The organism is Rhizobium sp. WSM1328, from assembly GCF_057653715.1.
The window spans coordinates 4,231,378-4,245,963 of record NZ_CM172788.1; the positions used below are offsets into that span (position 1 = coordinate 4,231,378).

A 14,586-nucleotide genomic window follows, 5' to 3' on the forward strand; every position below is an offset into this window, starting at 1 on the left:
GCTCATTCCGCCGCCGTCCGTTGGCCGAAACGCTTCTCGATATAGTCGACAACCAGCGCCTCGAAATCGGCGGCGATATTGGCACCGCGCAGAGTCAGCGCCTTCCGGCCGTCGATGAAGACGGGGGCGGCCGGCGTTTCGCCAGTGCCCGGAAGCGAAATGCCGATATCGGCATGTTTGCTTTCGCCCGGCCCGTTGACGATGCAGCCCATGACGGCGACGTTCAGCGCCTCGACCCCAGGATATTTCTCGCGCCAGACAGGCATGTTCTTGCGGATGTCGTTCTGGATATTCTGGGCAAGTTCCTGGAACACCGTCGACGTCGTGCGTCCACAGCCCGGACAGGCCGCAACGACGGGTATGAACTGGCGAAAGCCCATGACCTGCAGGATTTCCTGCGCCACCTGGACTTCGCGCGTGCGGTCGCCGTTCGGCTCCGGCGTCAGCGACACGCGGATCGTATCGCCGATGCCGTGCTGCAGCACGAAGCCCATCGCCGCAGACGAGGCGACGATGCCCTTGGTGCCCATGCCGGCTTCGGTCAGGCCGAGATGCAGCGCATGATTGGAGCGTTCGGCAAGCATGGAATTGACGGCGATCAGGTCCTGCACCTGGCTGACCTTGGCCGACAGGATGATGCGGTTGCGCGGCAGGCCGATCTCTTCGGCAAGGGCTGCCGAAAGCAGCGCCGACTGCACGATCGCCTCGCGCGTCACCTGCCGGGCCGAAAGCGGCGATCCGGCTTCGGCGTTCCGGTCCATCAGCGCCGTCAGCAGATCCTGATCGAGCGAGCCCCAGTTGACGCCGATGCGCACCGGCTTGTCATAGCGGATCGCCATCTCGATGATCTCGGCGAACTGCTTGTCCTTCTTGTCCTTGAAGCCGACATTGCCGGGGTTGATGCGGTATTTCGCCAGCGCTTCGGCGCAATCCGGATGATCGGCGAGCAGCTTGTGGCCGATATAGTGGAAGTCGCCGATCAAGGGCACGTCCATGCCGAGGCGCAGAAGCCGCTCGCGGATCTTCGGCACGGCGGCTGCACTCTCGTCGCGGTCGACGGTAATGCGCACCAGTTCCGAGCCCGCCCGGTGGAGAGCGGCGACCTGCGCGACGGTGGAATCGATATCGGCCGTATCGGTGTTCGTCATGGACTGCACGACGACCGGCGCCCCGCCGCCGACGATGACGCCGCCGACATCGACGGCAACGGAAGCGCGGCGCGGTTTCGGATCAAAATCGGCGGCTGACAACATGGAGAGTTCTTGCACCCCTAAAGCATGTCGCGCAAAAGTGTGCAGCGGTTTTGCGATAACGACATGCGAAAAATAAAAACCTAAAGCGTGAGGAGCAAATCTGAAAGATTGCGACGCGCTTTAGAAACGGTGCTTTTCAGGTGGATCAAGGCCGGCTGCTTGTCAACCGCCCCTGATATCACTTTTGTTGGGAGGCGGCTCAGTGACCGCCTCCGGAGGTCTCATCGGCATAATGGGCCAGGTTGGAGAGCAGCAGAACGACGATGAGCAGCACCGGCAGCGCCATGAAAACGACGGCAAAACCGATATGCTCGGCGACGAAGCCGATCAACGATGGCGCAACCAGCATGCCGGAATAGCCCATGGTCGTGACCACCGAGATGCCGATGCCGGGCTTGAGTCCGGGAATATTGCCCGCCGCCGAGAAAGCGATCGGCACCATGTTGGAAATGCCGATACCGCAAAACGCAAAGCCCAGGATGGCAAGCTCGGCATTGGGCGCCAGGCCGGCAAGCAGCATGCCGACAATGGCAAACAAAGTGCAGATGCGTAGCGTCTTGACGCCGCCCAGGCGGTCGCGCACCAGGTCGCCGGCAAAGCGCATGATTGCCATGGTCGCCGAAAAGGCTGCGAAACCAAGGCCGGAAAGCGCCACGGATGCACCCATTTCCTGCCGGAGATAGAGCGCGCCCCAGTCGAGAACAGCGCCTTCAGGCACCATGCTGAACAGCGCCATCAATCCGAGCAGCCACGGCAGCGGTACCATCGGCAGCTTCGTCTTTTCCTTCTTGGCGTCGGGATGCGGCGGATCCGCAAGGATCATCGGCCAGGCGACGGCAAGGAAGATCGCCGCCAGCACCGTCGCCAGTTGCGCATGGCCGAGAATACCGAGCTTGGAGATCACGATGCCGCCGAGACCTGAGCCGATCAGTCCGCCAAGGCTCCAGAAAGCGTGGCAGGACGACATGATGGCGCGGCGCATGGATTTCTCGACCGACACTGCATTGGCATTCATCGCCACATCCATTGCGCCGATGAAGCCGCCGAACAGGAAGAGCGAGATTGCCCCGGTCAGCACATTTGGCGCCAGCGTCAATGCCAGCAGCAACGGCAGCACAGAGACGGCCAGGACCTGAACGACGACACGCGAGCCGTGTTTGGCGATCTGCGCACCGGCGATCGGCATCATGACCAGCGAGCCGACGCCGAAGACGAGGATCATCAGCCCAAGCTCGAACTTGGTCAGCGCCAGACGCTCGGCAAAATCCGGGATCTTCGGCGCCCAGCAGCCGACGACAAAACCATTCATAAGAAAGAGCAGGGAAACCGCCGCCCTGCTTCTGGTAATGAAGCCGCTCCGGGCTCCCGGCGCACTCACATGACTATCCATTTCCGGTCTTCCTCATTGCCGGGCTTTCACCCGCCCGGTTTCCCTAAACTCTATGATGGCGCCTCAGTTCGTTTTCTCGGCGAGAACAGTTCTGCATCCGCGCTCGCGGTAACGGGCGAGAATGGCCGGATCGGCATCGTGCTCGACGACCAGGCATTCGCAATGCGCAACCGGCAGGATGCTATGCGGGGCAGCCGTGTCGAATTTCTCCGAGGTTGCAGCCACCAACACCCTTTTGCTCCTGGATGTCGCAAACCGCTTGAACTCCGCATCCTCGAAGCCGAACACCGTGATGCCGGCCTCGAGATCGACGCCGCAGGCGCCGAGAATGCAGAGATCGGGCGAAATCTGCTCCATATCCCGCAAGGCCTTGGCGCCGAGCGAACCGCCCGTCTGCCGATCCACCATCCCGCCGATCAGAATGACGTTGACGGCAGGCTTGTCGATCAGAGCTGCGGCAATCGCCGGCGCATTGGTCGCAGCCGTCAGCGCAAGTTCGGCCGGCAATGCGTGGGCAATCGCCAGATTGGTGCTGCCGGCGTCGAAGAACACGGTCGAACCGGCGGCAATCTGCTTTGCCGCAGCGCGCGCCAGCGCCTGTTTCCGGTCAGCGGCAAAGCCGATGCGCTGCGTCAGACTTCCGTGCGCCGGCGAGACCGGCAATGCGCCGCCATAGACCCGCTCACAGAGCCCTGCCGCCGCCATCTCCCGCAGATCCCGCCGCACCGTATCCTCGGAGACGCCGAATTCGAGCGCAAGCTCCGTCGCCAGCACGCGGCCATTCAGCCGCAGCCTCTCGGAAATCACGCCTTGGCGCTCTCGCAACAGAAAATCCTGCATGTTCCTACCGGATCGAGACCTCACAAACCGAAAACGTGCATAAACGCTTATGATCATGCAGGCAACATGCACGGTCACACGTTTTCTGACGTTTCGAAACAAAGCTCCACCACCAGAGCGAATATGCCCTATTGACCGGCCCGGGAGGCGGGAATATCGATTGGTCATTCCCGATTCCCGCCGGCATATCCGCCACCTGGTCCGTTCTCCCCGTGAAAAACTCCGTCAGCCTGGGCATCCTGCTCACGAGCCTCGCCTATATGGCGTTCACCTTCCATGACGCGATCATCAAGATCCTGGCTTCAAGCATTCCCGTCTGGCAGATCCTGTTTTTCCGCAGTCTCACCATCCTCGTCGGTTGTCTCGCCTATGGTCGCGGCAAGCTCGTCCACCAGACGATGACATCGCCGATCATCAAGCCGATGATTGCCCGCAGCATCCTTCTTCTCTGCGCCTGGCTTTCCTACTATTCCGCCGCAAGCCGCCTGCAGCTTGCCGAAGTGACCACGCTCTATTACGCCGCACCTGTTGTCGGCACCTTGCTTGCCTGGTTCATCCTGAAGGAGAAGGTCACGCCGGCGCGTTGGCTGGCGGTCGGCGTCGGCTTCGTCGGCGTCCTCATCGCCTGCAATCCGGTCGGCCTCACCATCTCCTGGCCGGTCTATCTGGCGCTGCAGGCGGCCGTGCTCTGGGCCTCTGCCATGGTGCTGCTGCGCAAGACCTCGCTGCATGAGAAGACGATTATCCAGCTCACCGTTTCCAACGTCTTTTTCCTTGCCATGACCGGCGTTGCCGTGATCTGGACATGGCAGACCCCCGATATGACACAGCTCGCGCTCCTCATCGCCACCGGCATCGTTGCCGGCTGCGCGCAGTTCGCCCTTTTCGAAGGCATGCGTCAGGCGCCCGTCTCCGTGCTTGCGCCATTCGAGTATAGCTCTCTCATCTGGGCCTTCCTCTTGGGCTATCTGATCTGGGCCGACATCCCCACGCAGAATGTGGTCGTCGGCGCGGCGATAATCCTCGGCGCCGGATTGATCATCATCATCAGCGAAAAACTGCGCCGCCGCATCACCGCCTGATGCCTGTTTCTGCGGGATTCATGGTTCGAGCGGCCGTTTGAGAAAAATATTTGCAGTTGCTGCTTTTATTCGCAGTTTTCTACGCTTCCGGCGCCATAATTTTCTGACAACTATCCCCATCCGATAACAACTCCCAAGGATGGATGAAACAATGAACTGGTTGAAAACCGTCGCCGCCGCCGCCCTCATTCAGGCCGCGGCCCTCCTGCCTGCCCATGCAGGTGAAAACCTCGCCGCCATCAAATCGGCCGGCGTCTTCAAGATCGGCACCGAAGGCACTTATGCGCCCTTCACCTATCATGACGAAAGCGGCAAGCTCGTCGGCTTCGATGTCGAGATCGGCGAAGCGATCGCCGCCAAGCTCGGCGTCAAAGCCGAGTTCGTCGAAGGCAAGTGGGATGGCCTGATCGCTGGCCTCGATGCCAAGCGCTACGATACCGTCATCAACCAGGTCGGCATCACCGAAACCCGCAAGCAGAAGTATGATTTCTCCGAGCCCTATATCGCCTCCAAGGCCGTGCTGATCGCCCGCGATAGCGACGACAGCATCAAGTCTTTCGCCGACCTGAAGGGCAAGAAGTCCGCCCAGTCGCTGACCAGCAACTTCGGCAAGCTCGCAACCGAAGCCGGTGCCGAGCTCGTCGGCACCGACGGTTTCGATCAATCGATCCAGCTGGTGCTGACCAAGCGCGCCGACGCCACGATCAACGACAGCCTCTCCTTCCTCGATTTCAAGAAGCACAAGCCGGACGCGCCGGTGAAGATCGTGGCCGAGCAGGAAAACGCCGATTACTCCGGCGTCATCATCCGCAAGAACGAGCCGGAGCTTCTCGCCGAAATCAACAAGGCGCTTGCCGACATCAAGACCGACGGCACTTACAAGAAGATCGCCGACAAGTATTTCGGCCAGGATGTTTCCAAGTAAGTTCAACTGAAGAAAAGTCCCTTCCCCAACTCCTCCCCACAAGGGGGAGGGGCTTAGCCGGCGGGCCGTCTCATCTCCAAATAAACGTTTCGGCCTGCCGCTCGGTCGCTATTTCGTGTGAGCCGGCACCTGGATAAGTCCCTCCCCCTTGTGGGGAGGGGTTGGGGAGGGGTATTTCGGATATCACGACCCAACTGACGAGAGGCAACTCCCTTGGCGCACTGGCTCCAACTGATGGCGGAATCGCTACCCTCGCTCCTGTGGGCGGGGCTGATCTTCACCATTCCGCTGACCCTGCTATCCTTCGTCTTTGGCCTGGCCCTCGGGCTCGCCACCGCAATCGCCCGGCTCTTCGGGCCGATGCCGCTTTCGGCCGTCGCGCGCTTCTATGTCTGGGTCATCCGCGGCACGCCGCTGCTGGTGCAGCTCTTCGTGATCTTCTACGGCCTGCCGAGCCTCGGCATCCTGCTCGATGCCTTTCCGGCCGCCCTCATCGGCTTCACGCTGAATATCGGCGCCTACAGCTCCGAGATCATCCGCGCCGTCATTTCTTCGGTGCCGAAGGGCCAATGGGAAGCAGCCTATTCGATCGGCATGAGCTGGCGCCAGGCGATGAGCCGCACCATCCTGCCGCAGGCCGCCCGCGTCGCCGTGCCGCCTTTGTCGAACACCTTCATCTCGCTGGTCAAAGACACCTCGCTTGCTGCGGCCATCACCGTGCCCGAGCTCTTCCAGGCAGCACAGCGCATCGTCGCCACCACCTATGAGCCGTTGATCCTCTATATCGAGGCGGCGCTGATCTATCTCGTCCTGAGCTCCGTCCTCTCGCAGTTGCAGGTGCGGCTGGAACGCCGCTTCGCGCGTTATGGCGGCATGCTGGAGGCAAATGCATGATCGAGCTTTCCAACATCGAAAAGCGCTTCGGCGACGCCGTCATCCTCAAGGATATCAGCATCCGTATCCCCGAAGGCAGCGTCACCGCGCTGGTCGGGCCTTCCGGCGGCGGCAAGAGCACACTGCTGCGCTGCATCAACCTGCTCGAAATTCCGACCGCCGGCTCTATCCGCCTCGGAGAGGAGAAGCTGGCCTTTGTACCGGGCAAACGAACGAGCTGGCCGGCGATCCAGAAGATCCGCCGCCAGACCGGCATGGTCTTCCAGAATTTCCAGCTCTTCCCGCATCAGACCGCGATCGAGAATGTCATGGAAGGCCTGGTGACGGTACTGAGATGGCCGAGGGAAAAGGCCCACGAGCGTGCGATGGAATTGCTGACCAAGGTCGGCATGACCGACAAGGCCGATGCCTGGCCTTCGACGCTGTCGGGCGGCCAGCAGCAGCGCGTTGCGATCGCCCGCGCACTGGCGCCCTCGCCGCGCGTGCTTCTCTGTGACGAGCCGACATCCGCCCTCGATCCCGAGCTTTCGGCCGAAGTGGTCGATGTACTGGGCCAACTTGCCAGCGAAGGCACGACGATGGTGATGGCGACCCACGATCTTCGGCTCGCCTCGAAGATCGCCAATGACGTTGTTTTCCTGGAAGCCGGCATCGTGGTGGAAACGGGCAGCGCCAGAGCGATCTTCAGCGCGCCGGAGCGGGAACGCACCAAACGTTTCATCTCGACGATTAACGCCGCCCATACTTACGATATCTGAGCTAGAGCATGATGCCGAAAAGTGTGAGCGGTTTTCGGACGACATCATGCTCCATTTCTTTGATTTAGATCCGGATTCAGATTCTAGGCCGACCTGGCCTAAAATCATCCGGATCTAGACTAATGCCGGGATGCGAAGATCCCGGCATGGCTGGAACTCCAATCAGGAGGCCGTGACGACGGCACGCGCCGCCTTCAGCGCATTACCCCACCAGATGAGCTGATCGAGCTGGTTCTTCGCCGCTTCGTTGAGATGGGCGTAATCGCTGAGGCTCTTGCCTTCCTTGAGGACGCCGAGATATTCGCCAAGCGCGATATGCACGCCCGTTTTCACCGAAGCCGCCCCCATTTCCACGAAGATCAGGCGAAGATGCTCCACCGCACGTGCGCCGCCAACGCCGCCGTAACCGACGAAACCGACCGGCTTGTGGATGAACTCGCCGAGGTCGATGGCGTTCTTCAAAACCGCAGTCGGCGCGTGATTGTACTCGGCAACTGTGAAAATGAAGCCATCGAATTCACGCAGCTTCTTTTTCCAGCGCTCTGCCGTTTCGCTTTCAGCGGTCGTGGCACGCTGCTCACCGAAAAAATGCATGGGGTAGTCGAGCAGGTCGAGAACCTCGACCTCAATGTCCTGCCGTTCGGCGGCGATAGCGGCAATCCACTTGGCCGGATGCTCGGAAAAACGGCCAATACGCGTGCTGCCGACGATAACGGCAATCTTCAACTTGCTCATTGATATCATTTCCTGATTGGTCTTGGGGGCGGATGGTGGGAGCGCAAGCTTATGAGAAAGCCTCCGCGCCGGGCAAGGCGCGAAGGCTTCGAAAAATCAGCTTTTTGACAGGCCGATCGTACACAATCGAGTGAATGGAGCCCGCTCGAAAAGCCGGCCGATGGGCGCCTTTGCCAAGGATGGCAGCGCTTCAGCCTGCGTAGACGACGAGCAGGTCCTTGGCATCGATCTGATCGCCGGTCCGTACCAGCACTTCGGAAATCGTGCCATCCTTTTCCGCATGCAGCGCCGTTTCCATCTTCATCGCCTCGATCGAGACGAGCACGTCGCCGGCATTGACGGCCTGGCCGGGCGAGACGAAGACACGGCTGATGACACCCGGCATCGGCGCGCCGACATGAACGGCATTGCCCGGTTCGGCCTTGCGGCGGACGGCCGCACCCGTCGCCCCATGGGCCCGGTCCGGCACCTTGATGCGGCGCGGCTGGCCATTGAGCTCGAAGAAGATGGTCACCATGCCCTGGCTGTCGGTGGCGCTCATCGCCTGGTTGACGATGACGAGCGTCTTGCCGCGCTCGATATCGGCAAACAGTTCCTCGCCGTCCTTGAGACCGTAGAAATAGGCGGGCGTCGGCAGCACCGAGACCGGGCCGTAGGTATCGGAGGCGAGCGCGAAGTCGGTGAAGACCTTCGGATACATCAGGTAGGAGGCAAATTCGAAGTCGCTGACCTCGCGCTCGAGTTTCGTCTCGATAACTTTGCGCTCCGCATCGAGATTAGCCTCCTTGAGCAGCGAGCCGGGGCGCACGGTATAGGGCTTGTCGCCCTTCAGCGCCTTCTTCTGCAGCGCTTCGGGCCATCCCGACGGCGGCTGGCCGAGATCGCCCTTCAGCATCGAGACCACCGATTCCGGGAAGGAGACTTCCTTGTCGGGGCTGACGACATCGGCGACCGTCAGGTCCTGGGACACCATCATCAGCGCCATGTCGCCGACGACCTTGGAAGACGGCGTCACCTTGACGATATCGCCGAACATCTGGTTGGCGTCGGCATAGGCCTGCGCCACCCGATGCCAGCGGGTCTCGAGGCCGAGCGAGCGGGCCTGTTCCTTGAGGTTGGTGAACTGGCCGCCCGGCATTTCGTGCAGATAGACTTCGGATGCCGGCCCCTTCAGATCGCTTTCGAAGGCGGCATATTGGTTACGCGCCGCTTCCCAATAGAAGGAGATACGGCGGATCCATTCCGGATCGAGGCCCGGATCACGCTCCGTACCGCGCAACGCCTCGACGATCGAACCGAGACAGGGCTGCGAGGTATTGCCGGAAAGTGCGTCCATGGCCGCATCGACGGCATCGACGCCGGCATCGACGGCGGCAAGAACGGTCGCGGCCGCAATACCCGATGTATCATGCGTGTGGAAATGGATCGGCAGGCTGGTCGCCTCACGCAGCGCCTTGAACAGAACCTTCGCAGCCGCAGGTTTGAGAAGGCCCGCCATATCCTTGAGCGCGATGATATGCGCGCCTGCCTTCTCGAGCTCGACTGCAAGATCGGTGTAGTATTTCAGATCGTATTTCGGACGCGCCGAGTTCAGGATATCGCCGGTATAGCAGATTGCCGCCTCGCAGAGCTTGTTCTCCTCGGCAATGGCATCCATCGAGACGCGCATGTTCTCCACCCAGTTCAGGCAATCGAACACGCGGAACAGATCGATGCCGCCTCTGGCTGCCTGGCGGACGAAATATTTGACGACATTATCGGGATAATTGGTGTAGCCGACGCCGTTGGCGCCGCGCAGCAGCATCTGCAGCAGAAGGTTCGGGGCGCCCTCACGGATCAGCGCCAGGCGTTCCCACGGATCCTCGGTCAGAAAGCGCATGGAGACGTCAAAGGTCGCGCCGCCCCAGCATTCGAGCGACAGAAGGTTCGGCAGCGCATGCGCATAGGTGTCGGCAATACGGGCGATGTCATAGGTGCGCATGCGGGTGGCGAGCAGCGACTGGTGGCCGTCGCGCATCGTCGTGTCGGTCAAAAGCACGCGCTTCTCGTTGCGCATCCATTCGCCGAATTTCTTCGGGCCGAGCGTGTCGAGGAGCTGCTTTGTACCATCCTTGACCGCATTGCCGTTGGCGTAGGGAACCACCGGCTCGGCAGCGTTTTCCAGCGGCCTCGGCCTATCCTTGGCCTCGGGATGGCCATTGACGGTGACATCGGCGAGATAGGTCAGGAGCTTCGTGGCGCGATCCTGGCGCTTGACCTGCTGGAAGAGTTCCGGCGTCGTGTCGATGAAGCGTGTCGTGTAGCTGTTATCCCGGAATTTCGGATGGCCGATGATCGCTTCGAGGAAGGTCAGGTTGGTTGCCACGCCGCGAATACGGAATTCGCGCAGCGCCCGGTCCATGCGGGCGATCGCTTCGGATGGATTGGGCGCCCATGCCGTGACCTTGACGAGAAGCGGATCGTAAAAGCGGGTGATGATTGCACCCGAATAGGAGGTGCCGCCATCGAGGCGGATGCCGAAACCGGACGCCGAGCGATAGGCGGTGATGCGGCCGTAATCCGGAATGAAATTATGCTCCGGATCTTCCGTGGTGATGCGGCACTGCAGCGCATGGCCGTTGAGACGGATATCCTCCTGGCGCGGCACGCCCGATTCCGGCGTGCCGATCGCAAAACCGTCGAGGATGTGGATCTGCGCCTTGACGATGTCGATGCCGGTGACGACTTCGGTCACCGTATGCTCGACCTGGATACGCGGATTGACTTCGATGAAGTAAAATTTGCCGGTATCGGCATCCATCAGATACTCGACGGTACCGGCGCCGACATAATTGGTCGCGGCCGCGATCTTCAGCGAATAGGCGGCGAGTTCCTGGCGTTGCGCCTCCGAGAGATAGGGCGCTGGCGCGCGCTCGACGACCTTCTGGTTGCGACGCTGGATCGAGCAGTCACGCTCGAAGAGATGCACGACATTGCCGTGCGTATCGCCGAGAACCTGGCTTTCGACATGGCGGGCGCGCTCGACGAGCTTTTCCAGATAGACCTCGTCCTTGCCGAAGGCCGCCATCGCCTCGCGTTTGGCTTCCGTCACCTCGCGGGCGAGATCCTTTGGATCGCGGATCGCGCGCATGCCGCGCCCGCCGCCGCCCCAGGAGGCCTTCAGCATGACGGGGTAGCCAATCCCCTCCGCCATCTTCGCCACTTCGGCCATGTCCTCCGGCAGCGGCCCGGTGGCCGGCACCACGGGAACGCCGACCGAGATCGCCAGGTTGCGCGCCGCAACCTTATTGCCAAGCTGGCGCATCGTATCGGCCCTCGGGCCGATGAAGATGATGCCGGACTTGTTGCAGGCATCGACGAATTCGGGGCTTTCCGACAGCAGGCCGTAGCCGGGATGGATGGCATCGGCGCCGGAGAGTTTCGCAACGCGGATCACCTCCTCGATCGACAGATAGCTCTCGATCGGGCCCATGTCCTTGGACAGATGCGGGCCGCGGCCGACCTGGTAGCTCTCGTCCGCCTTGAAGCGGTGCAGCGCCAGCTTGTCCTCTTCCGCCCAGATCGCCACGGTTTTTATTCCAAGCTCGTTGGCCGCGCGGAACACGCGGATGGCAATTTCAGAGCGATTGGCAACGAGAATCTTGGAAATGGGCAAAACGGTCTCCTCAGACGTTCAGACGCGGGATTGCTGCACCCGCGAAGGAAATTCTTAACTTCTTGTCACAGAAAGTTCAATTTATCTTGCGACTGCGAAATGCAATTTTTCGACATGCTGGAGCAACTCCGCGAAAAGTGCGAAGCGGTTTTCCGTTCGGAGTTGCGCAAAAATAAAAAACCAGAGCAATTCCGCTTCGATGAGAAGCGGAGTTTCTCTACCTTATCAGGCCATGACGGAAGGCAAGCGCCACCGCATGCTGCCTGTTTTTCGCCTTCAGCTTGTCCTGTAGGCCGTTCATATACCAGTCGACGGTGTGGTTTGAGATCTTCAGCATCTTGCTGATCTCCATCGAAGTCATGCCTTCGGCGAGATAATGCAGGATTTCCATCTCGCGCCGTGTCAGCGGCGTATCGGCCGGCAGCACGGTTTCCAGTGCCTGCGCCTCACCTTTCAGATCGAGCAACCGCCAGAAGGCCTTGCGCGCCACCGCCTCCAGCAATGCGATTTCCACCGGCGACAGCTCGATCGGCTTGCCGGCGAGACTAAGGCTGCCGAGAATGCCGCTGCGTCCGTGGATGGGAAAGATGTAGCCGTCCTCCAACCCGTGCCCGAAGGCATCGACCATCATCTGCTCCATGCGCCGATGATAGGCGTCCTTGCGGAAGGCCGCCATCGCCTCTCGCCAGCGGAAAGGCCGCTGCGCATGGGCGAGATAGCGCACCATCGGATCGATCAGCGCATATTTTTTCGCGGCATATATTTGCGGCCATTGTTCCGGCCAGCGGCCGGCAAGCGCCGCAGCCCAAGGCTCTGGATTCTGCTGCAGCGGGCTCTGCGGCAAATGGTGCGGCAAGCCGTAATATTCGAAGCCGCAACCGCGGAGGATCTGCTCCAGTTCGGTGATGACAGCTTCAGGATTTGAGCATTCTTCCAGAATTACAAGCAATTGAATTAACGAATTAATATTCACAAAAATGCCCCTTGCCCGGACCTGATGCCGCTGGCGGCTGGTCAAACTGGTCGCGAAACGGTCTTATTCAATAAATGCAGTCTGTAATTTAATGCTGCGCTAAACATTTAATAAAATGCAAGCGCAAATTGTTGCGAGATATAGTCAGGCGGCAATTTCGGCGTCATGGCCACTCGTCGGATCCTGCCATAATATGATCGCGGCAATCATCACATCGATCGAACCCTGAATACTCCGTTAATCGCCCGTTCAGGTAGCCTTTTGTAGCATCGCATCATCCCGTTTTCGCAGATGCACAAGAGGTTCGACGTGACGCTATTCAAGGTCTATGCAAGGGCTCTGCGCTATCTTGGCGCCTACAAGCTGCGCGTATCCCTAGTCGTTGTCGCAAACATTGTTCTTGCGACGATCACCATCGCGGAGCCGATCCTGTTCGGTCGCATCATCGATGCGATTTCGGGCAAGGGTGAGGTCAAGCCCATCCTCTTCATGTGGGCGACTTTCGCCGTCTTCAACACCATTGCCTTCGTTCTGGTGGCCCGCGAGGCCGACAGGCTGGCCCATGGCCGGCGAGCGACGCTGTTGACGGAAGCCTTCGGCCGCATCATTTCCATGCCGCTCGGCTGGCATCATCAGCGCGGCACCTCTAACGCGCTGCATACGTTGCTGCGCGCCTGCGAGACACTGTTCGGCCTCTGGCTGGAATTCATGCGCAACCACTTGTCGACGGTCATCGCGCTTGCCCTTCTGATACCGACCGCAATGTCGATGGATCTGCGCCTTTCCGCAGTACTCATGGTGCTCGCCATCGCCTATTGGCTGATCGGCCGCGTCGTCATGAGCCGCACCAAGGACGGCCAGGCTTCGGTCGAGAACCATTATCACACCGTCTTCTCGCATGTCAGCGACTCGATTAGCAACGTTTCTGTCCTGCACAGCTACAACCGCATCGAGGCCGAAACCAGGGCGCTGAAATCCTTCGCCGACCGTCTGCTCGAAGCCCAGTATCCGGTGCTCGACTGGTGGGCGATCGCCGGCGCACTGAACCGCATGGCGTCGACCATCGCGATGATGGTGGTTCTGATCATCGGCACCATGCTCGTCCAGGCCGGCCAGCTGCGCGTCGGCGAAGTCATCGCCTTCATCGGCTTTGCCAACCTGTTGATCGGCCGTCTCGACCTGATGCGCCAGTTCGCTACGCAGATTTTCGAGGCCCGTTCCAAGCTTGAGGAATTCTATGCGCTGGAAGACTCGGTACGTGAACGTGAAGAGCCGGCCGGCAACGGCGAGATCAAGGACGTCAAGGGTGCGATCGAATTCCGCGACGTCTCCTTCGGCTTCGGCAACAGCTCACAGGGCCTGCACAACGTCTCCTTCTCGGTGAAGGCAGGCCAGACGGTCGCGATCGTCGGCCCGACCGGCGCCGGCAAGACGACCCTCGTCAACCTGCTGCAGCGTGTCTATGATGCCCAAGGCGGCAAGATCCTCGTCGACGGCACCGATATCACCAAGGTGACCCGCAAGTCGCTGCGTCGCCACATCGCCACCGTCTTCCAGGATGCGGGCCTGCTGAACCGTTCGATCAGCGACAATATCCGCCTTGGTCGCGAAGGCGCCAGCGAAGAGGAAATGCGCCGTGCGGCCGAAGCCGCCGCCGCCGCCGACTTCATCGAGACCCGTGAAGATCGCTACGATACGCATGTCGGTGAACGCGGTAACAAGCTCTCCGGCGGCGAGCGCCAGCGCATCGCGATTGCCCGCGCCATCCTCAAGGACGCGCCGATCCTGGTGCTCGACGAGGCGACCTCGGCGCTCGACGTCGAAACCGAAAACCGCGTCAAGGCCGCAATCGACAATCTGCGCCAGAACCGCACCACCTTCATCATCGCCCACCGCCTGTCGACGGTCCGCGAAGCCGATATGGTGCTCTTCCTGGATGACGGCCGTGTCGTCGAACAGGGCAGCTTCGACGAACTCAGCCACAGCAACGGCCGCTTCGCCGCCCTGCTGCGCGCCAGCGGCATCCTGACGGACGAAGAGGTCCGCAAGGCCCATACCACCGAAGCCGCCTGATCGGTTTG

At 60.8% G+C, this 14,586-nt stretch carries 11 protein-coding genes; 5 read left to right on the plus strand and 6 right to left on the minus strand.

Annotated elements, in window-relative coordinates; genetic code table 11:
- Window positions 1-2: 2 nt before the first annotated feature.
- The 3 genes from ispG to AC2444_RS21040 all read right to left on the minus strand — a co-directional run bounded on the left by ispG (window position 3) and on the right by AC2444_RS21040 (window position 3,483).
- The gene (gene ispG / locus AC2444_RS21030) at window positions 3-1,253 is read right to left on the minus strand and encodes a flavodoxin-dependent (E)-4-hydroxy-3-methylbut-2-enyl-diphosphate synthase (RefSeq protein WP_012759445.1); all 1,251 of its coding nucleotides are present in this window, start codon (window positions 1,251-1,253) and stop codon (window positions 3-5) included.
- 199 nt (window positions 1,254-1,452) lie between these two features.
- Entirely contained in the window at window positions 1,453-2,643 is a 1,191-nt protein-coding gene (locus AC2444_RS21035; protein WP_012759446.1) for an MFS transporter, read from the minus strand.
- 63 nt (window positions 2,644-2,706) lie between these two features.
- Window positions 2,707-3,483, minus strand: coding sequence for a DeoR/GlpR family DNA-binding transcription regulator (locus AC2444_RS21040; RefSeq protein WP_041935598.1), 777 nt, complete (start codon window positions 3,481-3,483; stop codon window positions 2,707-2,709).
- Between the two features lie 131 nt (window positions 3,484-3,614).
- Here AC2444_RS21040 and AC2444_RS21045 point away from each other — a divergent pair, with 131 nt between their 5' ends.
- From AC2444_RS21045 to AC2444_RS21060, 4 genes are all read left to right on the plus strand, one after another.
- Entirely contained in the window at window positions 3,615-4,565 is a 951-nt protein-coding gene (locus AC2444_RS21045) for a DMT family transporter (protein WP_012759448.1), read from the plus strand.
- Between the two features lie 151 nt (window positions 4,566-4,716).
- Entirely contained in the window at window positions 4,717-5,490 is a 774-nt protein-coding gene (locus AC2444_RS21050) for an amino acid ABC transporter substrate-binding protein (RefSeq protein ID WP_012759449.1), read from the plus strand.
- Between the two features lie 213 nt (window positions 5,491-5,703).
- A complete protein-coding gene (locus AC2444_RS21055) occupies window positions 5,704-6,384 on the plus strand; it encodes an amino acid ABC transporter permease (protein WP_012759450.1) in 681 nt (226 codons plus the stop codon).
- The gene (locus AC2444_RS21060) at window positions 6,381-7,142 is read left to right on the plus strand and encodes an amino acid ABC transporter ATP-binding protein (protein WP_012759451.1); all 762 of its coding nucleotides are present in this window, start codon (window positions 6,381-6,383) and stop codon (window positions 7,140-7,142) included. The genes AC2444_RS21055 and AC2444_RS21060 overlap by 4 nt, the downstream gene beginning before the upstream one ends.
- A 162-nt stretch (window positions 7,143-7,304) precedes the next feature.
- On the opposite strand, the gene AC2444_RS21065 is transcribed toward AC2444_RS21060, so the two are convergent.
- The 3 genes from AC2444_RS21065 to AC2444_RS21075 form a co-directional block, all read right to left on the minus strand.
- Window positions 7,305-7,877 carry an NADPH-dependent FMN reductase gene (locus AC2444_RS21065; RefSeq protein ID WP_012759452.1) on the minus strand — a complete coding sequence of 191 codons (573 nt, stop codon included), beginning with the start codon at window positions 7,875-7,877 and terminating at the stop codon, window positions 7,305-7,307.
- Window positions 7,878-8,067: 190 nt separating this feature from the next.
- Window positions 8,068-11,532, minus strand: a complete 3,465-nt coding sequence (gene pyc / locus AC2444_RS21070) for a pyruvate carboxylase (RefSeq protein WP_012759453.1) — start codon at window positions 11,530-11,532, stop codon at window positions 8,068-8,070.
- A 217-nt stretch (window positions 11,533-11,749) separates the two neighbouring features.
- A complete protein-coding gene (locus AC2444_RS21075) occupies window positions 11,750-12,505 on the minus strand; it encodes a helix-turn-helix transcriptional regulator (protein WP_012759454.1) in 756 nt (251 codons plus the stop codon).
- A 309-nt stretch (window positions 12,506-12,814) separates the two neighbouring features.
- Here AC2444_RS21075 and AC2444_RS21080 point away from each other — a divergent pair, with 309 nt between their 5' ends.
- Entirely contained in the window at window positions 12,815-14,578 is a 1,764-nt protein-coding gene (locus tag AC2444_RS21080) for a glucan ABC transporter ATP-binding protein/ permease (protein ID WP_012759455.1), read from the plus strand.
- Window positions 14,579-14,586: the final 8 nt, after the last annotated feature.

Excerpts from the sequence above, each read along its gene's own strand:
- ispG (WP_012759445.1), bottom strand. The coding sequence starts at position 1,253 with ATGTTGTCAGCCGCCGATTTTGATCCGAAACCGCGCCGCGCTTCCGTT.
- AC2444_RS21035 (WP_012759446.1), bottom strand. The coding sequence starts at position 2,643 with ATGGATAGTCATGTGAGTGCGCCGGGAGCCCGGAGCGGCTTCATTACC.
- AC2444_RS21040 (WP_041935598.1), bottom strand. The coding sequence starts at position 3,483 with ATGCAGGATTTTCTGTTGCGAGAGCGCCAAGGCGTGATTTCCGAGAGG.
- AC2444_RS21050 (WP_012759449.1), top strand. The coding sequence starts at position 4,717 with ATGAACTGGTTGAAAACCGTCGCCGCCGCCGCCCTCATTCAGGCCGCG.
- AC2444_RS21060 (WP_012759451.1), top strand. The coding sequence starts at position 6,381 with ATGATCGAGCTTTCCAACATCGAAAAGCGCTTCGGCGACGCCGTCATC.
- AC2444_RS21065 (WP_012759452.1), bottom strand. The coding sequence starts at position 7,877 with ATGAGCAAGTTGAAGATTGCCGTTATCGTCGGCAGCACGCGTATTGGC.